Raw genomic sequence first — 19,258 nt, 5'->3', positions numbered from 1 at the left:
GGCGGCATTCCGATGAGACGCAGGTAGGGGAGCAGCCGTGAAAGAAACGCAAGACAGGACGCAAGCCGACGGACCGTCGGCTCAACGCGTCGGGGTGATCGGAGCCGGCGCCTGGGGCACGGCCCTGGCCAGGCACTTGGCCAACAAAGGGTTGCCGGTCATGTTGTGGGCGTACGAGCCGGATGTGGTGGAGTCGATCAACCGGCAGCGGGAAAATCGGCGGTTCCTACCCGGCGTCGCGCTGCCGCCCGCTCTATCGGCGACGAGCCGGTTGGCCGACGCGGTGCGGGATCAGGACTGGCTGCTCTTTGCCGTGCCGTCCCACGCGGCCCGATCTGTTTTGCAGCAGATGGGGCCGCTCCTCTCTCTCCCGCTTCCGGTGGTCAGCGCGACGAAGGGCATTGAGGAAGGGACCCTGAACGTGATGACGCGGATCATGCAAGACGTCTTGTCCGCCGGGATGCATCCGATGCTGGCCGTGCTGTCGGGCCCCAGCTTTGCGGCGGAGGTCTGCCGCGATCACCCGACGGCCGTGACCCTGGCTTGCAACGACGACCAGGTATGCCGGTTCCTTCAAGCCTCGCTGATGACGCCTCTGTTCCGGGTCTATGCAAGTCGGGATGTCTTGGGCGTCCAACTCGGCGGGGCCCTCAAGAACGTCATTGCGCTCGCGGCCGGCATCGTCGACGGGCTGGGCTTGGGGCATAATGCGCGGGCCGCCCTGATTACCAGGGGCTTGGCGGAGATGAACCGACTTGGATCAGCCATGGGGGCCGACCCCAGGACATTTTATGGACTGTCGGGGATCGGGGACCTGGTCCTGACGTGCACGGGAGCCCTGAGCCGCAACCATCAGGTGGGCATGAGGCTCGGTCGCGGCGAGCGGCTCGATGACATTCTCAAGGACATGCAGGCGGTGGCCGAGGGGGTCAGGACGTCGCACGCCGCTCTGGGGTTGGCCGAACGGCATGGCGTGGATATGCCCATCGTCCGCGAAGTCTGTGCGGTCCTGTTTGAGAACAAGTCTTGCGCACGGGCTGTGACGGACCTCATGGAACGGGCCGCCCGAGGGGAGATGGAGGCCTCGCCGACGGACGGCGAGCGTTCGTAACGGAGCCGATGCCATGGACCACAAACGGCTGACACAATTATTGAAGGATCTGCGGGCCGGCAAGCTCGATGTGCCGCGTGCGGCTGCGCGTTTGCGGAGCCTCCCGTTCGAAGAACTCGGCTTTGCCTCTCTGGATCATCACCGCTCGATCCGACAGGGCTTTCCGGAGGTGATCCTCTGCGAGGGAAAGACCAAGGCCCAAGTCGTGGCGATTGCACGGAGCCTCCTGAAAAAAGGCGGGCCGCTCTTGGCCACCCGCGCCGAGCCCGAGGTCGCCAAGGCGCTGGTCCGGCTCGACCGCCGCGCGGTCTATTCCGAGTTGGCGCGCACCGTGGTGGTTCAGCCGCGGACGCCGGCCGGCAAAGGCGATGTCCTGATCGTGACCGCGGGCACCGCCGATATTCCGGTCGCCGAGGAGGCGAGGATCACGGCGGAAGTCATGGGCAGCCTGGTCGAGGTCCTCTACGATGTCGGTGTGGCGGGGATCCACCGGCTGCTCAGTCGGACCCATCGGTTGCAGCGGGCGCGCGTGCTTGTCGTGGCGGCCGGGATGGATGGGGTGTTGCCCAGCGTGATCGGCGGATTGGTCGATTGTCCGGTGGTGGCGGTGCCGACCAGCCGGGGTTATGGCGCGAGCTTCGGCGGGCTGGCGGCCTTGCTGACGATGCTGAATTCCTGCGCCGCCGGGGTTGGCGTCATGAACATTGATAACGGGTTCGGGGCCGGGTGCCTGGCCCACCGTATCAATATGCTGGGGGAGAAAGTTTGAAAGTCGATCAGGCCGAAAAGTTTGAAAGTCTTAGAACTTGACGGACTTGACGACTGGATAGACTTTCCGACTCGCTTTATTTCACTTCCAAGGTGCCCCGCTTGGGCCAGGAGACCATCCGCGTGCGTGGGCCCTTCTCGCCGACGGCCAGGAGTTTCGCGCGCACTTCGTAACTGTACGTTCCCTGCTCCACGATGTTCTGATTTTGGTCTGTTCCGTCCCAGGTCAGCGTGACGGTCAGCTGGGGCTTGGGTTGGGATTCCGACGAGGGGGCTTGGTTGGGCTGGGACAGGGCCGCGGCGCCGACCGGCTGCCGGTTTGACAGGAACCGCATGGATCGTTTCGAAGGGGAACTAATGAGCGAGGACACTTCCAGGATAGTTGCGTCGTCCAGGTCTTTGGGCAACTCGATCCCGATGGCGATGTTCAGCGGGCCGTTTTGGAACGAATAGGAGATGGGCGAGGGAGTGATCGCGAGGATCCGCAGGTCCGGTTGCGGCCGGTAGGGAACCTTGCGCTTGGCCTCCGCCGAGCCGGAAGGAATCAGCAGCAGGAGCGAGAGGCAGCAGAGGAGCAAGGCCGGCGGAATGACGGAGGCGGTCTGCGGGCAAACCGGTCGGGCCTGTCGGTGGGGAAGTGATGCCATGGTTCAGAGCGAGGTGCCTCGTCAGGGTTGCCGGAGCCGGGCAAGGTATTGTGCAAGCCGCTTGTGGATAGCATAGGGGGGCGGGGCTGTCAACCGGAAGCCGGGCGGCGGCGATTGCCGACCGTTCGAGCCATACGCTAAGATGGCCGGGGTGTCACGGTTTTCGAGGAGACGGAGAGCAACGTGAGGCATCTGCATTGCGATTGTTTTTCGGGGGTCAGCGGCGACATGCTGCTGGGCGCGTTGGTGGACGCGGGGTTGCCGCTCAAGGACTTGGCGCGCGGCCTCAAGTTCGTGCGCGCCGGCGAATATGCCTTGAAGGCGAAGCCGGTGATGCGGGGCAGCCTGCATGCCACGAAGGTGGACGTCGTGATCCGGCGGGGCGTTGCCGCTCCGCTGTCGTTGAGCCAGATCCGGCGCACCATTACATCCAGCCGGCTGCCGGCGCCGGTGAAAGAGCGCAGCCTGGACGTGTTCGACCGGCTCGCGCGTGCGGAAGGTCTGGCGCATCGGGTGCCGCCCGCGAAGGTCCACTTTCACGAGGTCGGGGTGGTGGATTCGCTCGTCGACGTGGTGGGGACGGTGCTGGGGTGCCATCTCCTCGGCGTGACGCGCGTGACGGCCTCGCCGATCAACGTGGGGGCGGGAACGATTACGAGCGCGCATGGCGCTCTGCCGGTCCCCGGTCCTGCGGTCGCGGCCTTGGCCCGGTCGGTGCCGGTGTACAGCGCCGGCCCCGCGCGCGAATTGGCGACACCGACGGGGGTCGCGCTGCTGCTGGCCCTTGTACAAGACTTCTGTCCCTTGCCTCCCATGCTGCCCACCTCCGTCGGGTACGGCGCCGGTACGGCCGATCCGCCCGGGTGGCCGAACGTGCTGCGTGTTTTTCTGGGCGAGGACCGGTCGTCCGCCTGGGGTTGTTCCGAGACGATCGTCCAGATCGAGACGAACCTGGACGATCTGAACCCCCAAGCCTATGAGACCGTGATGGAACGGCTCTTTGCGGCCGGGGCCCTGGATGTGACCCTGACCCCCGTGATCATGAAGCGCGGGCGTCCCGGGATTACGTTGACCGCTCTGGCGTCGCGCGATCAGGTCCAAGCGGTGGCGGGGGTGGTCTTGCGGGACACGACCACGCTGGGCATCAGGATGCAGGACGTCGGCCGGTTGGTTTTGTCCCGGCGCATCCAGAAGGTTCGCACGGCGGGGGGCGTCGTGCGGGTCAAGGTGGCTCAGGCCGGAGCGGGCCGTGAAAAAGCGGCGCCCGAGTATCGGGACTGCCGGCGGATTGCGGAGCGGACCGGAAGGCCGGTGCGCGAGGTCATGGACGACGCGCGGCTCGCGTACCGCACGCGCAAAGCAAAAGTACGGAGCCACAAGTGATGGACGGGATGCCACAAGGGAAATTTATCATTTATCATTTATCATTTCGCACGCGGAAGCTTCCGTGACCGTCCTGCTGTATGTCCTGCTGTTTTTGGTTTCCGTGGCGGTCACGCTGGGCGGCTGCGCGCTCTTTACGAACGGCATCGAGTGGCTCGGCAAGCGCCTCAAGGTGCCGGAAGGGGCGATCGGGAGCATCTTCGCTGCCGTCGGCACCACCTTGCCGGAAACGTCCATTCCGGTGATCGCGATCTTTTTCGGCACGGGACAGGAGCGGACGGAAGTCGGGCTTGGCGCGATCCTGGGCGCTCCGTTCATGCTCAGCACCTTGGTCTTGCCGATTCTGGCCGGGTTGTTGGTACTCTACGCCGGCCTGGGGAAGCGCCAGCCCCAGTTCAAGTTGCATTACGGGGAGGTCCGGACCGACTTGCTCTTCTTTCTGATGGCGTATGGCATTGCGGTCGGCTGCGCATTTGTGCCCTCGCGCCTCCTGCATTATGTCGCGGCCGGTTTCTTGGTGACCCTGTATCTCCTCTATATGAAAATCAAGTTCAGCGGAGATCAGGAAGGTGGGGAGGCACTGGGACCCCTCTTCTTCGCCCGCCGGTCTGCCGTTCCTTCTTATGGGGCTATTGCCGCTCAGGCGGCAGTCGGCATGGCCGGCCTGATCGGCGGCGCGCATCTGTTCGTCACGGCGGCCAAGGCGATGGCGGCCACCCTGGACGTTTCTCCCTTATTGCTGGCCCTGTTGATTGCGCCGCTGGCCACCGAGCTGCCGGAAATGTCCAACAGCTTTCTCTGGCTCTACCAGAAGAAGGACACCTTGGCGGTCGGCAACGTGACGGGCGCGATGGTCTTTCAAGGAACCTTCCCTGTGTCGTTGGGGTTGATCGGCACCGATTGGTCGCTGGCCTCCTCCGCGTTGATCACGATGGGGCTGGCGATGGTCGCGGTCGGGATGAGCTTGGTGCAATTGTTTTGGGGCGGGCGTTGGAGGCCCTGGCTGCTCGGGAGCGGGGCGCTCCTCTATCTGGGGTTTATGGTCTTTCTCTATGGGCGCTGAGGGGAGCGGGCATCCGGGCCATAGTCTGTCTGCGGGAGCGCCGGACCTGCGCACCCGGGAAGTGCGGTGGGTGCTGTGGGCGGTCTTAGGCCTCAATCTGCTGGTGGCCTTGGCCAAGCTGCTCTATGGGGTGGTCACGGCCTCGCTCGGCATGCAGGCCGACGGGTTTCATTCGCTCTTCGACGGGGTGTCGAATATTGTGGGGCTGACCGGGCTCTGGCTCGCTGCGGCTCCGCCGGATGAAGTCCATCCGTATGGGCACAAGAAGTATGAAACCCTGGCGGCGGCTTCCATCGGGGCCATGTTGTTGGGCACCTGTGTCTATCTCCTCTGGACCAGCTATGCCCATTGGCAGGGTTCGGTCCAGCCTCAGGTGACGCGCGCCAGCTTCGCGATCATGCTGGCGACGATGGCGATCAACTACGGCGTCATGCGCTGGGAGCGGGGCAAGGGCCAGGCGCTGCGCAGCGAGATTCTGGTGGCGGACTCTCATCACACCGGGAGCGATCTGTTGACGTCCTGCTCGGTCCTCGCCGGCCTGGTGGCGGTCAAGTTGGGGTATCCCGCCATGGACCCGATCGTGGCCGTGGTGATTGCGGCGATTATTGCGAAGACGGCACTGTCGGTGCTGGCTGAAACCTCCCAGTCGTTGACCGATCAGGCGCGGCTGGACCCGGAGCAGGTCCGGGCCGTAGTCTTACGGAACGCCGGCGTGCTGGATTGTCATAAGATCAGGACCAGGGGACTGCCGCATCACATCTTCGTGGACCTCTCCGTCCACGTTCCGGCCGTGATGACCGTGGGAGACTCCCATGATCTGGCGCACCGAGTCGAAGAGGCGATCAAGGAACGGTTTGACGGGGTCGCGGAGGTGATTGTGCATGTGGAGCCGGAGAACTGTGGCTAGCAGAATGCTGAAAATGTCCCCCAACTTTGTTCTCGGTCGCTCGACCCCCTCAACATACGGCAGAACTGGAGGCAAAGTACCATTTTGAGCATTCTGCTATATGGTGGGATTCTATGAGTCTTCGCCGAACGATTGACAGGCGGCCCTTCCTCGCGCTGACGATGGGCGATCCGGCCGGCATCGGGCCCGAGGTGATCGTGAAAGCGTTAGCCAAGCCCGAGGTCCTTCGCCTCTGCCGTCCATTGGTCATCGGCTCCCGGGACGTGCTGGAGCGGACGGTCCGGTCCTTGCGGCTTCCCCTGCTGGTGCGGGAGGTGATGGACCAAGAGACGCCCTTGGGGCGGCGGGGCGAGATTCCGATCCTGGACCCCCTGGAGAAGCCCTTGGGTCCCTTCAAAATCGGAACGGTGGGGCGGCAGACCGGGGCGGCCTCGGTGGCATTCATCAAGATGGCGGTCAGGCTGGCGGAGGACGGCGTCGTGGATGCCATCGTCACCGGGCCCATCAACAAAGAAGCCATCAACAAGGCCGGCTTCAACTATCCGGGCCATACGGAGCTTCTGGCGGATCTGACGCACAGCGAAGAAGTCGGGATGATGATCCTGGGAGGTCCGCTCAAGATCATGTTCGTAACCACGCACGTGGCGCTGCGCGATTTGCCCGATCAATTGACGCAAGTGCGGATCGGGAAAGCCATCCGTCTGGCCGACCGGGCGTTGCGGGACTATTTTGGCGTGGCCAGACCCAGGATCGGCGTGGCGGCGCTCAATCCCCACGCGGGCGAGGGCGGGCTCTTCGGAGATGAGGAGCGCAAGGTTATTCTGCCGGCCTCGCGTCGTGCGCGGACAATCGGCATCCAGGCCAGTGATCCCTTACCGGCCGATACGCTATTCGGCAAGGCGGTGCGGGGAACCTACGACGGGATCGTGGCCATGTACCACGACCAGGGACTCATCCCGCTCAAGCTGGTCGCGTTCGGCACCTGCGTGAACCTCACGATCGGGCTGCCGATCATCCGTACCTCGGTGGATCATGGCACGGCCTTCGATATCGCCGGGAAGGGCTTGGCCGATCCGGGCAGCTTGATCGAGGCCATCAAACTGGCGGCCAGGCTGGCCGGCAACCGAATCAAGAAGGGACGCGCCAGATGACGGACCCCGTTCGGCAGGCACTCGACATGATTCACCAGCAGATCCAGGCGCTGGACACGATTCTCGAAGAGGCTCAGACGAGCCTCAATACCGTCGCGGCGGGGGAACGGTTGGTGAAATGGAAAATCAAAACGATCCCGGTGATCGCCCAGCATCTGGGACAGCAGGAAGCGCAGCGATTTGCCGACACCAAGCCGGGTCCTTCGTTTTCGAACGATCTACTGGAAGAGCTGGGCGATGACGTCGAACTCTATCGCGATTACCTGGTGGCGTTGGCCGAAAAAGTGAAGAAGGATGGTTCGACGAACCATGTTCCCTAACAGAACCGGTTCGGTATGACCCCAGCCCTCCCGCCTGCCCGCAAACGCCTCGGCCAGCACTTTCTCGTGGATCCCAATATCGTCCGGAAGATCGTGGCGCTGGCCGAGTTGCGGCCGGACGAGACGGTTTTCGAGATCGGCCCCGGGCGGGGCATCCTGACCCGCGCCCTGTGCGCGGAGGCCAAGCAGGTGGTGGCGGTCGAACTGGACGTGCAACTGGGCGTATACCTGCGGGAGGCGACCAGGGATTGTCCGAACCTGGACCTGCGCGTGGGGGATGCGCTGGAGTTTCCCTACGAGGCACTCCCGGAGGGGACGGTTGTTGTGGCCAATCTTCCCTATTACGTGTCCACGCCGCTCCTCTTCAAGCTCCTGGAAGCGAGACAGAAGATCGATCGGATGGTCCTGATGCTCCAGACCGAGGTGGCGCGCCGCCTCGTGGCGCAACCGGGGACGGAGGACTACGGCATCCTGTCGGTCCTGACGCAATATGCAGCTGCGGCGAAGCTGGCATTCACGGTGTCGGCCAACTGCTTCCGGCCTCGCCCCGATGTTGGATCCTCCGTGGTCTCCCTGGCGTTGCGGCGACAGCCGGCGCTGGTCGTGCAGGATGAAGCCTCGTTCGTGCGCACGGTCCGTGCCTCGTTCGCCCATCGGCGGAAGACGCTTGCCAATTCCCTCCGGGACGAAGGCCTGGCCCAGGACCGGATCATGCAGGCTTTGGTGCAGGTGGGAATCGACCCCAGACGCCGAGCCGAAACGCTGACGCTGCACGAATTCGCGGTTCTTGCTGAAGTCTTGGGCAGGGCGGTGCCTGGTGAGGAGCTGAAAGCTGATGGCTGACAGCGTCTTCGTTTTATGTTACCATCCCGCCCATGGGTGCACCCACCACGGCGAAGCGCGGTGACGCTCGCCCGGCTTCTCGTGAACCCTCACAGCTCAAACATGAGGTGGTCGGCGTCCTTCTGATCACCTTCAGCCTGCTGACGTTGCTCAGTCTCCTCTCGTTCGCCGAAACCGATCCGCTTCTCTTTTCGTCCTCAGGGTCCGCCTCTTCTTCGACTCGGAACATGATCGGCACGGTCGGCGCCACGCTGGCCAGCGGCTTGTTCTGGTTTGCGGGAGGGGGGGCGTACCTCTTGCCGTTTTTGTTGGGTATGTTGGCGGGTCGCTGCTTCGTGGCCGGCCTGCTCACCGTGACCATCCGCAGCGCCGTCGGGTCCCTGGCCGCCTTGCTGTTCCTGAGCGGCCTGTTCCACCTGGAGATGCCGGCCGTTCCGACCATCCTGAGCGGATGGGTCTATCCGGGACTGGGAGGCGGGCGAGTGGGACACCTGCTTGCGGACGGCCTGCGGCTCTACTTCGCCAGCACCGGCGCCCATATCATCGTGCTGGCCGGACTCCTGGTCTCGTTGCTTCTGGCCGCGCCCATGTCCCTGGCCGATCTTTGGCAGCGCGTGCCCGGCTGGTGGGCGAAGCTGAAAGAGACGATCCTGGCTCTGATACCGGAACGGACCGAAAAAGAAGAGCAGCCGGAGAAGGTCAAGAAGGCCAAGCCGAAGCCGGTCAAGATCAATCGTCCGGCCGAGATCGAGCCGGTGGACGTCCCGGCGGCGGAGCCGCCTTTGGTGGTCGCCCTGCACAAGGAAAAGCCGGCCAAGAAGCCGAAGGCCGTCCCGCTTCCCGAGAAGGAAGACGAGGAGGAGCGGCCGCTCGTGGCCGCGAACCTCGTCTCGACCGGGTACGTGCTGCCGGACCCGAGAGAGTTGCTGACCGATCCGTCCGGCACGCTGGACCGGATGAGCGACGAAGAACTCAAGGCCCAGTCGGAAGTCTTGACGCGCGCCCTGCAAAGTTTCGGCATTGAGGGGAAAGTCACGGAAGTACATCCAGGCCCGGTCGTGGTTATGTACGAGTTCGAGCCGGCGCCGGGGGTTAAAGTCGCCCGCATCGTCAACCTGGCCGATGACTTGGCCCTGGCCTTGAAAGCGGAGAGCCTCCGTATTGTGGCGCCGCTGCCGGGCAAGTCCGTGGTCGGGATTGAAGTGCCGAATCGCTACCGCGAAACCGTCTCATTGAAAGAGGTCATGATCAGCGAGGCCTTCGTGAAAGTCCAGGCCAAGAGCAAGCTGGCCCTGGCCCTGGGGAAGGACATTTTCGGGAAGCCGGCCGCGGCCGATCTCAAGTCCATGCCGCACTTGCTGGTGGCCGGGGCGACCGGCGCGGGGAAAAGCGTCGGCCTCAATACGATTCTCCTGAGCCTGCTGTTCTCGGCCAGGCCGGACGAAGTGAAGCTGCTGTTGATCGATCCCAAGATGCTGGAGTTGAAATCCTACGACGGCGTGCCCCATCTGCTGCGGCCGGTCATCACGGATGCGAAGTCCGCGGCGCGCGGGTTGAGCTGGGTGGTGCAGGAGATGGAGCGCCGCTACAAGCTGCTGGCCGAGGCCAACGTCCGCAATATCGATTCCTACAATCGGATGGTGGCGGAGCAGCAAGGCGTCGTGCCGGAGCCATCCGACAAGAAAGATTCGGAGTCACCCGAGCCGCCGGTCGAATTCCTGTCCGAGGACGCACGGCTTGCCGCCGGGGAAAGTGCGGTGCCGGAATCAATTCAGCCGCTGGGCTCCTCCGCCGAGCCCACAACGCCTCCGGCGCCGTTGCCGTATATCGTGGTGATGATCGACGAGCTGGCGGATTTGATGATGGTCGCGCCCAAGGAGGTGGAAGAGAAGATTGCGCGCCTGGCCCAGATGGCCAGGGCTTCCGGCATCCACTTGGTGCTGGCCACGCAGCGGCCCTCGGTGGATGTGCTGACCGGCCTGATCAAGGCGAACTTTCCCGCCCGCATCGCGTTCAAGGTGTCCTCCAAGACCGACTCGCGCACGATCCTCGACGCCAACGGGGCCGAGTCCCTGCTGGGACGCGGCGACATGCTGTTCGCGGCCGGCACCGGGACCCTGAACCGGTTGCACGGCTCGTTCGTGCCGGACGACGACGTGCGGCAAGTGGTCGAGTTCATCAAGAAGCAAGCGGCTCCGGCCTACAGCGAAGAGCTGCAGTCGCTCAAACAGGAAGAGGCCAAGGAAGAAGAGGCGAAGGACGAGGTGTACGAGCAGGCGAAGGATCTGGTGATCTCCTCCGGCCAGGCCTCCGCCTCGCTGATCCAGCGGCGCTTGCGTGTCGGGTATCCCCGCGCCGCCCGCATGATCGAACAGATGCAGGAAGAAGGGATCGTCGGCGCCGCAGGCCGGGACGGCCGGCGCGAAGTCCTGGTGCGTAAGGGGCCGGTGGGGGAGGAGCAAGAATGAAGTCCAAATGCAAAATGCAAAATGCAAAATTGGCGGCCACCTTTTTTGCGTTTTTGATTTTGCCGTTTGCGTTTGCGGCCATGCCGGCCCTCGGGGCGGAGGACGTGCGAGAGGTGGTGAAGAAGCTGCAAGCGCGGTATGAGCAGACCCGCGACCTGTCGGCGGACTTCAAACAGACGACCAAGATCGAGGGGTTTGCTACGCCGATCTTGTCCAGCGGGCGGATGTATATCAAAAAACCGGGCCGGTTGCGATGGGACTATGCCGATCCCAACGTGGAAGAGATTTATGTGAATCAGAACGACGTCAAGATGTACGTGCCGGAGCACAAGCAAGTTTTAATCGGCAAGTTGACGCAGATGGCCGCCTCCCAGGCTCCGTTGCAATTGTTGCAAGGCGCCGCCAAGCTGGAGGAGCAATATGTCCTGGACCAGAGCCGGGCCGGCGGTCGAGGCGAGGGGGGATTGCCGTTAATCAGTCTGCTGCCGAAGCCCGATGGCAACGAAGCCGTTCGCACGGTGGTGCGGATCGTGCTGGAAGTCCAGCCCAAGACCTATTTTATCAAACGGGTGTCCATCCACGAGATCAGCGGGAATGTCTCCACCTTCGAATTCGCCAATCTGAAGCCCAACGCCGGGCTGAAGGCGGATCTGTTCGAGTTCGCCGTTCCGCCGGGAGTCGAAGTCGTCAAAGCGCCGTCCCTGAGCCCGCCCTAACGACTGTCTCAACTGATCGTCCGGCATTCCGTTTCATCGTTGGCCTTTTTTATCCCGGACAGGTATCTTGCACTGTGCCATGAGGCTTCCTCTCCACCTCTTCCGGTCGTTCCCGCATGTGTCGCCGCCGGCTGATATCGCGCATGATGCCGCCGTAGGCGATGCCGTCCGCTGTCTTCCAGGACGACAGCGACAGCTCTAGGGGGAATTCGCTGCCGTCCTTTCGCAAACCGTGGAATTCGACGGTCGCGCCGGCGATAAGTGAGACAGCGGTAAATCGGAACCGTTCGAGGCCTTGCTGGTGCGCTGCGTGGTAGCGAACCGGCATCAGCACCGTCAACGGCCGGCCCTGGACTTCCGGTTCGGTGTACAAGAACAACCGGTGCGCGCCTTGGTTCCAGGTGATGATGTGGCCCCGATGGTCGGCCGTGACGATGGCGTCGGGTGTTGACTCTACGAGGAAGCGGAGGCGCTCGTCTCGTTCCCGTAGCCGCTGCTCTTTCCGGGCGATGACAGTTTCCCCTGCCTTCACGGCCAGCGCTCGACGTAGAAGGGCCTTCAGCACCTCGAGGTCGTAGGGTTCAGAAGCAAACGCCAGGGCGCCAAGGTCGAGGGCGGTTGCGATCGTATCCTTGTTTGCGTTCCCGGCCAGGAGGACCACCGGTAAGTGCGGAGCCTCCATCTGCATGGCGGTGAGGATCGTCGGGATTCGATCGGAGGAGCCGTTGATATCGAGAAGGGCGGCGTCGATCTTGTGCCGTCTCACGATGGCGATGGCATCACCGCCGGATCCTACGACACGGACACGGAATCCTTCTTCCCGGAGCACCTGACCGAACCGCTCCTGTATGAGCGGATTGGGATGGACGAGTAGGATCGAGATGGGGCCCAATCGAAGGTCGTCACTGTTCGTCATGATCCGGGTCACGTTGCTCCTCATATGTCCGTTACGGCATCTTTGTTGGCGCGCTGCCGATCATTCTCGCAATCTACAGGGTTGGTTGCTGGTTCAGGGGAGCAATGAGCGTGCCATGCAGCGAGTATTGGTGTACCCTGTGGCGAAGCTTGGCAGGCGCGAATGTACAGTCGCAAGTCAGTACGGTGTGGAATCGCCAGGTAATAGGACTGGTGTTCGTCAGTATCAGATCGAGTACAGAGCTTATCCGAGACGATACGTGGGGCTGGATTCGTTCGGTTTAATGGGAGTCTCGATCGGGAGAGTGAAACAGAATCGGCTCCCTTGGCCCCTGCTGCTGGTCACCCAAATGCGGCCTCCGTGTAACTCCACCAGGCTCTTGGTGATCGAGAGCCCCAGGCCTGCGCCTCTCGTCTCGATGGGCGCGGAGGGCCCACGGTAAAACTTCTCGAATACCCGATTTAGCTCCTGTTCGGGTATCCCGCAGCCACTGTCCGAGACGCAGATCTCAACTTGTCCCTCCAACGTGGTGGCCTCGACGAGGACAAGGCCGTGCTGCGGCGTGAATTTGATCGCATTGTGGATCAGGTTGGTGAGGACTTGATGCAACTTGTCCCGGTCGGCCGTGATGGGGGGCGGCGCCGCCGCGTATCGTTGGCGGAGCGTGATGGATTTAGGCTGGGCAAAAGCTTGGGCGCTGTCCATGACGTCGGCCACCAACTCAGGAATCGTGATCGGCGCCAGGCGCAGGTCAATCAACCCGGCTTCGATTCGGGAGAGATCCAGGAGCTCGTTGGTCATGCGCGTCAGCCGATCGGCGTTGCATTTGACCCGTTCGAGCGACTGGGCCTGCCGATTGTTCAGGGGGCCGCTGATGCCGTCCAGCAGATTCTCCACGTAGCCTTTGATGGACGTCATGGGGGTGCGCAGTTCATGTGAGACAATCGAGACGAATGCCGACTTGAGATGGTCCAATTCGCGCAGCTTCTGGTTCGCGGCAGCCAGGTCCTGGTTCAGCCGCTCCAACTCCCGGGTACGTTCGCGCACCTTGGCTTCCAGCCCGACATTCAAGGCTTCAATTTGGGCGTAGGCGTCCGCATTGTCGAGCGCGATGGCGACCTGATTTGTAACCGTCACCATCAGGTCAAGGTCGGCCTGCCCCAGGCCGTTGACCTCGGTTCGGTCCACCGTCAGCGCGCCCATGACCTGGCTTTTGACCTTCAACGGGACGGAGATAAAGGACTTTGCTCCCGTCATGGTCGCCAGCTGCTGATGGAGCGGATGCAGGCAGTGCCAGACTTCCTGAAGATTCCGGACCAGGATCGGTCGGCCTTCCAGCAGGACGGCGCCTTCCAGCAGGTGCGGGTCTGTGACGGGGATTGCCAGGTTCTCCGCAAAAGCTGTGCAAGCCTCGGAGACTCCCATGATCCTGATTTTATGAGCCACCCGGCGGTCGCGATCGTACAGGGAGATCATGGCCCGATCGTAGTGCAAGTCCTCATTGAGGGCGCGGAGCACGGAATCGAACAGCAGGTCCCGGTCTAGGGTGGAGCTAAAGAGGAGCCCGGCCCGATGGAGAATGGTCAGTTGCCCGACTTTGCGGCGTAATTCGACCGTGGTCTGTTCCTGCTCCAGATAGGCCTCGCGAAGCTCTTCATGCCGGGCCTCGACGGAGCGGAGCTGTTCGTCCACCAACTGCTCCCGCATCTGGCTTCGGGTATGGCGTGCCCACCAGCGCACAATCAGCACCGATAGGAGGGCGGGCGCGGACGCCAACAACAAGGCCTGGATGGTGGTGAGCGTCGGATGTTGGTGGCGTAGGAAGAACCAGCAGGCCATGCTGGCCAGGAAGCCGACCGCAACCCACAGGGGTTGCCGGGATGGCTCGGGGTCCCAGGTAATGTCCCACTCACACCACTCATCTCCCTCGGCCATGCACGACAGGTCTGTGATCGCGGCCGGCCGGCCATGATGAATGCGCTCGGGAATGGCCGTCAATGCACCCTTCGAGGCGGCGCAGACCAGGGCCGCGCAGGCCTTCCGATAGGGTCCGAACTGGCCGTCCACCGCGTCGGTGAATTTCATTCTGAGCAGCGCGTGGCGATCGGTCACTGATTCCGCCTCCATGTACATGGAGCCCTTCACGAACTTTTCCCCGAAATGCGGAAACATTCGGTAGATCTGCGAGACCGAGAAGGGGCGGCCCAGGGTCTGGATGATCGGCGAGAGAAATTTGGCCTGGGCCATCTTGAATGCGAATTGCGGATCGCCGGCGATGATGCAGCAGAACTCGCCCAGGAAGCAGCGGAACTCGTACGAATAGCTGTGCCACATGTTCCTGAGCAAGGCCGGAGCGACGTGGTAGGCGGGGTCCCGAATCCGTTCGTTCAACAGGGAGCAGAGATTCTCGACCGCCTGCATGCCTGCAGCCGGCCCCGCTTTCAGGCTGATGGATTCCTCGAGATACTCGATGTTGGCGCGGATCGTCATGCCGCTCACGTCGCGAATCTTCTCGCCCGTGGCATCCGCCCCGAAGGGGCGGTACTCCATCATGCCCTTCTCAAGGATGCTATGGGTCTTGGGAAGCGGCTGCTGCGCCGGCCCGGCAATTTGTAGCTCCGGCGACGGACGCTTCTTGAGCAGTTCGTCGAGGGGTGCGCCGGATGCCGATGAAGGGGTCATAAAGGGCGCAATGTAAAGAGATCGGCGAACTTGTCAATCGGGGGAAGCACTCGATGGAATAGGAGAGAGTACGGAAACCGCTTGGCGCTGCCTTGGGGAAGACGATACCGGGAGGAGAGGATTGTCTACTGGTGCAAGTGTTTCAGGGCGGCGGCGCAGAGGATGATGAGGAGGCCGAGCCATAAAGCCACGCGCTGGAAGGGGACCGGCTCCGCCATCTGCTCCTCCCGCTCCTCGGCCGTTTCTTCGCCGGTCGGCTCGGTCTTGAAGATGATGGTGTAGAGGAAGAGCGTCAGGATGCCCAGAACCAGGAACAACTTGATGAAGAACACGGTCAGGTACTTGGCATGGTGGGGAATGCCGGCCCCGGTTTGGGAAACCAGCAGCTGGTTCACATAGTGGAGATTGATTCCGCCGGTGAAGAGAATCACGACCAGCAGGACGCCCACCACGCGCTTGTACTGCCGGTAAAACGTGTCGGCGATGGGCTTGATGTATTCCTTGGGCACCGCGGTCTTCAAGCCTGGCGTCACCGCCATGACCAGGAAGGCCAGGCCGCCGATCCAGATGACGGCCGAGACCAGGTGCAGCCAATGGTTGACGATCGGGATCAACTGGTTGAGATCGGTCAGGAGTGATTGCAGCGCGTCCATTAGAATTTAAACACCGGGGCGTCGTTGCCGAAGCGCTTTTTGCGGAGCTCTTCCATCAACTCGACGGTGATGACGGCCAGGCCTTGCTCGCGCGCGTGCCGCTCGACGCCCTTCCTGACCATGGCACGGAGAAAGTAGGGGATGCGGTCGAGCCGGGTCTGCGCCGCCTCTTCCCAGACCGCGGTGCTTTCCTCCGGCGTGTTGAAGGCCACCTGCACCTTCGCGCCGCCCTTCGGGGTGTAGAGGCACCACTGGTCCTCGTCCAGCCAGTCCCCGTGATCCACATACGGCCTGGCACGGCAGCCGCCGCAAATTTCGCTGTATTCGCAATCTCCGCATTTGCCTTTGAGATGCGGATAACGGAAGGAGTCGAAGATGTCGGACCGTTCCCAGAGATCCACGAAGCTCTTCTCGCGGACATTCCCCGCCGAGAGCGGCATGTAGGGACAGGGGGTCAGCTCGCCGTTCGGAGTCACCCGGGCGTAATTGGTGCCGGCCAGGCAGCCCCCACCCATATACCCCTGGGCCTTGGTGATCGGGGAGTTGGGGTCCTTCTCGTAGGCCAGGCGTTTGAAGTGGGGTGCGCAGCGGGCGCGGACCAGCATGTCCTTGTACTTGTCCTGGCAATCGACCAGGTAGCCCAGGACTTCTTCATACTGGGCCGGGGTGATGTCGGTCAGCTCTTCGCCGCGGCCCGTGCAGACCATGAAGAAGACGTTCAGCACCTTGGCGCCCAGGGTATGGGCCCACTCGACCACATCCGGCAGCTCTTGATAGTTCATCGGCTGGGCGCTGAAATGCACCTGGAACTGGAGCCCATTGCGCTTGCACGCCTCGATGCCGGCCACGGCGCCTTCCCAGGCCCCTTCGAGTCCGCGGAAACGGTTGTGCTTCTTGGCGTCCAGCGAGTCGATGCTAATGCCCACGCCCATGACGCCGATCTCCACCAGTTCCTTGGCCATGCGGTCGTTGATCAGCATCCCGTTGGTGCCGAACACGACCATGAAGCCGAGCCCCACCGCGTGGCGTGCGATGTCCAGAATATCCGGACGGGTCAGCGGTTCCCCGCCGGTGATCACTAAGAGGCAGCCCCGGTTCACTTCCGCAATCTGGTCGATCAGGCGGACGCATTCCTCCGTGGTCAGCTCGTCCGATCCTCCGCCGGCCTTGGTGGTGGCGTCCAGGTAGCAATGGTCGCATTTGAGGTTGCAGCGCTTGGTGAGGTTGAGGGCGATCAGGAAGGGCTTGAAGTCGTCCACCGTCCGCCCGTCGCCCGGCGTCACGCCGGGCGACGTCACGAACTGCTTGATCTGCTGTTCGAGCGAGTCGAATTTGCCCGCGAGGGCGGGAAAATTGAAAATCGGAAGGGCCTTACCCATTCTGGGAGGATCCCGGCTGGGGGCCGACGCCCAGGCGTTCGAGGATATCCTTCAGGTTGCCCGTCTTCATTGCTTCTTCCATCGTGCCCTTGGCTTGTTCGATCCCCGCATTGGCCACGTCGAGGGTGATCGTGGTCGCGCCGACCTTTTCGGCATGCTTCAGGATCAGCGCCTTGGTACAGTCGCGCATGAAACCGGGGGGCACGCGGTCGAGGCGCGCCTGCGCGTCCGGGGTCCAGGTGAGAGGGGCGGGAGCAGACATCGAACTACCTCCGTTGCCGCCGGTTGCATGCCCGTTGCCATGGCCGTTACTTTGGCCGTTGCCTTGGTCGGCATGGAGCGCGGCCTCCGTCTCCGGGGCCGTGCCGGTGCCTTTGTTCGCAAAGATGGGGGTATAGTCCTCGGTCGCCGCTTCCTTGATTATCGGCGCCGCATACTCGAGCGTAATCGTGGTCATGCCCAGCTTCCGGGCCGTCTTTTCGATCTTGGCCTTGGCGCGCCGACGCTGGAACCCGGCCGGGACGCTCCGGATGGCTTCCTTGGCGTCCTTGGTCCACTGCATTGGCACGTCGTCGTAGGCCAGTTCCGTTTCCAGCTGCCCTTCCGCCTTGGCCGCCGCTTCGAAGATGCTCTTGTCCACCTGCTTGAAACGCGCGCCCTCCGCCATGCAGACGGGACACTTCACCGGCGTGTCGCCCTTGCCGATGTAGCCGCAGCCGTCGCAGACGAAGTAGGTCTGGCTCATCCGGTCCAAGTAAGCTTGGGTGCCGGCGCTCACCGTCGGCTTCTCCTGCACGATCTCGGTCATCATGCCGCTGAGCGTGCCGCCCATCAGGTCCTTGGCCACGGAATCATCGGCCTGCATCTTGTCCCGGTCGATGCCGGCGGCGTCCAGGCTCCCGCCGAGCGCCCGCATGGCGTCCATCGCGCCTTTCGGCAGGATGTGCCCGACCGCCGCGTCCACCACCGTGTTGCTGATGATCGTGTGGCCCTTCTCGATCGCATACCGGTGGATGGCTGTCTTGGCCACGCCGCGCGCAAACACCGGAATCCTCTCCATCCGTCGCAGGGCCTCTTCGGTCCAGGCGATGGTGTACTCGGCCTGGGTGTCGATGGGCGGGGTATACTTGCGGTTGGAGACCAGCACGTTGCAGGGGGCGGCGCGCAAAAGGTTCTCCGTGTTGCTGCCGATGTCCATGTCCTCGTCGCTGTGCACGCCGATTCGGCCGACGATCAGGAGCCAGGGGACGTCCTTGCGGACGTACTGGATGACCTTCTCGAAGGCCTTCCCGTCCAGCAGGGTGGTCTTGATGTCCGTGTTCTCGGCTTGGGCGATCTCGCGGGAAATGTCCAGGTGCGACTGGTAGATCTTGGCCAAGCCGCTGTCGATGATTTCTTCGTGCAGCTTTTCCTGCTCCTTGAACCGGAAGACCTTGCCGGCCTCCTCGTTGAGGACGCCGGAAATGCTGTGGAACGCCGCATAGTGGAAATAGGGGTCGAAGGCCGAGATGGCTTCCACCGGCCGATTCAAGGCCTTCCCCAAGGCCAGGGCGGTCATCAGCCCGCCGAACGAGTAGGCGCTGCCGTCCACCGCGACGACGATCTTGCCGCTGGTCGTCGGCTGCGTGTTCTTGATGATCAGCATGTCGGAGGTCCGCACGCGGCGCACGACGCGCTCGGTGTTGCTGCCGATCACGCTGTCTTTCACCGCGCCGACGCCGAGGGCGCCCATGATCACGAGGTCGTAGGCGTTCTGATTGATGTCTTCGGCCAGTACCTTCCAGTTCCGCCCCTCCAGGGAGCGGCGCTCCAGGGGCAAGTTGGCCTCGGTGCATCGCTTGTCCACGTAGTCGAGGTAGGAGTCGGTGATGATTTGGAGGCCGCGGGTGATCAGCGAGTCGTGGATCTGGCGTTGCCGATCCAGTTCTTTTTCGTCGTGATACTCCTCCGGCAGTCCGGCCTCCATCTGTTTGAAGCGCTTGTCATGCATCTTCGCCGCATAGACATGGCTCCCGACAATTTTGGCGCCGAACGTTTTGGCCAGGTCGACGCCCACGTCGACGGCTGTATTGGAATAGTCCGAGTTATCCACCGGGACATAAATCGTCTTGTACATCTACCCGCCTCCTTCAGGCCCCCTGGCAAACGTCGAGATCGAGAAAATCGTTAGGAAATTGAACCGATTCCGAGATATCGCCGGGCTAAAATGAGAAGGCATGATAGCATCGGAAATGTTGAGAATGCAAGCAGC

16 protein-coding genes are annotated in these 19,258 nt (G+C 62.8%); 10 read left to right on the top strand and 6 right to left on the bottom strand.

The features are described 5' to 3' along the window. Positions 1-37 precede the first annotated feature (37 nt). Both EPO61_03810 and larB read left to right on the top strand, forming a co-directional pair. Positions 38-1,111 carry an NAD(P)-dependent glycerol-3-phosphate dehydrogenase gene (locus EPO61_03810; GenBank protein ID TAJ09853.1) on the top strand — a complete coding sequence of 358 codons (1,074 nt, stop codon included), beginning with the start codon at positions 38-40 and terminating at the stop codon, positions 1,109-1,111. 13 nt (positions 1,112-1,124) lie between these two features. Beyond that, positions 1,125-1,880 carry a nickel pincer cofactor biosynthesis protein LarB gene (gene larB / locus EPO61_03805; GenBank protein ID TAJ09852.1) on the top strand — a complete coding sequence of 252 codons (756 nt, stop codon included), beginning with the start codon at positions 1,125-1,127 and terminating at the stop codon, positions 1,878-1,880. Between the two features lie 76 nt (positions 1,881-1,956). Here larB and EPO61_03800 read toward each other — a convergent pair whose 3' ends face one another. Further along, positions 1,957-2,526, bottom strand: a complete 570-nt coding sequence (locus EPO61_03800) for a hypothetical protein (protein ID TAJ09851.1) — start codon at positions 2,524-2,526, stop codon at positions 1,957-1,959. Between the two features lie 183 nt (positions 2,527-2,709). Here EPO61_03800 and larC point away from each other — a divergent pair, with 183 nt between their 5' ends. The 8 genes from larC (at position 2,710) to EPO61_03760 (ending at position 11,377) form a co-directional block, all read left to right on the top strand. Next, positions 2,710-3,909, top strand: a complete 1,200-nt coding sequence (gene larC, locus EPO61_03795) for a nickel pincer cofactor biosynthesis protein LarC (GenBank protein ID TAJ09850.1) — start codon at positions 2,710-2,712, stop codon at positions 3,907-3,909. Then, positions 3,776-4,972 (top strand): sodium:calcium antiporter, encoded by a 1,197-nt coding sequence (locus tag EPO61_03790; protein ID TAJ09849.1) that lies wholly within the window; start codon positions 3,776-3,778, stop codon positions 4,970-4,972. Before larC ends, EPO61_03790 begins: the two co-directional genes overlap by 134 nt. Next, complete coding sequence (locus tag EPO61_03785) at positions 4,962-5,879, top strand: cation transporter (protein TAJ09848.1); 918 nt, start codon at positions 4,962-4,964, stop codon at positions 5,877-5,879. The genes EPO61_03790 and EPO61_03785 overlap by 11 nt, the downstream gene beginning before the upstream one ends. A 113-nt stretch (positions 5,880-5,992) precedes the next feature. Then, the gene (pdxA, locus tag EPO61_03780; protein TAJ09847.1) at positions 5,993-7,030 is read left to right on the top strand and encodes a 4-hydroxythreonine-4-phosphate dehydrogenase PdxA; all 1,038 of its coding nucleotides are present in this window, start codon (positions 5,993-5,995) and stop codon (positions 7,028-7,030) included. A gap of 26 nt (positions 7,031-7,056) precedes the next feature. Further along, the gene (locus tag EPO61_03775; protein TAJ09846.1) at positions 7,057-7,350 is read left to right on the top strand and encodes a hypothetical protein; all 294 of its coding nucleotides are present in this window, start codon (positions 7,057-7,059) and stop codon (positions 7,348-7,350) included. Between the two features lie 15 nt (positions 7,351-7,365). Next, positions 7,366-8,193, top strand: a complete 828-nt coding sequence (gene rsmA / locus EPO61_03770; protein ID TAJ09845.1) for a ribosomal RNA small subunit methyltransferase A — start codon at positions 7,366-7,368, stop codon at positions 8,191-8,193. 32 nt (positions 8,194-8,225) lie between these two features. Beyond that, positions 8,226-10,661, top strand: a complete 2,436-nt coding sequence (locus EPO61_03765) for a DNA translocase FtsK (GenBank protein TAJ09844.1) — start codon at positions 8,226-8,228, stop codon at positions 10,659-10,661. Further along, a complete protein-coding gene (locus EPO61_03760; GenBank protein ID TAJ09843.1) occupies positions 10,658-11,377 on the top strand; it encodes an outer membrane lipoprotein carrier protein LolA in 720 nt (239 codons plus the stop codon). The genes EPO61_03765 and EPO61_03760 overlap by 4 nt, the downstream gene beginning before the upstream one ends. A 49-nt stretch (positions 11,378-11,426) precedes the next feature. On the opposite strand, the gene EPO61_03755 is transcribed toward EPO61_03760, so the two are convergent. The 5 genes from EPO61_03755 to EPO61_03735 all read right to left on the bottom strand — a co-directional run bounded on the left by EPO61_03755 (position 11,427) and on the right by EPO61_03735 (position 19,123). Further along, entirely contained in the window at positions 11,427-12,317 is an 891-nt protein-coding gene (locus EPO61_03755) for a PAS domain S-box protein (GenBank protein ID TAJ09842.1), read from the bottom strand. Between the two features lie 219 nt (positions 12,318-12,536). Next, positions 12,537-14,975 carry a GAF domain-containing sensor histidine kinase gene (locus tag EPO61_03750; protein TAJ09841.1) on the bottom strand — a complete coding sequence of 813 codons (2,439 nt, stop codon included), beginning with the start codon at positions 14,973-14,975 and terminating at the stop codon, positions 12,537-12,539. Positions 14,976-15,100: 125 nt separating this feature from the next. Beyond that, entirely contained in the window at positions 15,101-15,628 is a 528-nt protein-coding gene (locus EPO61_03745; protein TAJ09840.1) for a hypothetical protein, read from the bottom strand. After that, the gene (locus tag EPO61_03740; GenBank protein ID TAJ09839.1) at positions 15,628-17,007 is read right to left on the bottom strand and encodes a radical SAM protein; all 1,380 of its coding nucleotides are present in this window, start codon (positions 17,005-17,007) and stop codon (positions 15,628-15,630) included. The genes EPO61_03745 and EPO61_03740 overlap by 1 nt, the downstream gene beginning before the upstream one ends. Beyond that, the gene (locus EPO61_03735; protein TAJ09838.1) at positions 17,000-19,123 is read right to left on the bottom strand and encodes a universal stress protein UspA; all 2,124 of its coding nucleotides are present in this window, start codon (positions 19,121-19,123) and stop codon (positions 17,000-17,002) included. Before EPO61_03735 ends, EPO61_03740 begins: the two co-directional genes overlap by 8 nt. Between the last annotated feature and the right edge of the window lie 135 nt (positions 19,124-19,258).

It is taken from the genome of Nitrospirota bacterium, assembly GCA_004296885.1.
Classification (GTDB): domain Bacteria; phylum Nitrospirota; class Nitrospiria; order Nitrospirales; family Nitrospiraceae; genus SYGV01.
Note: the sequence above shows the minus strand (reverse complement) of the source record. Positions and strands in the feature narration are given on the sequence as shown.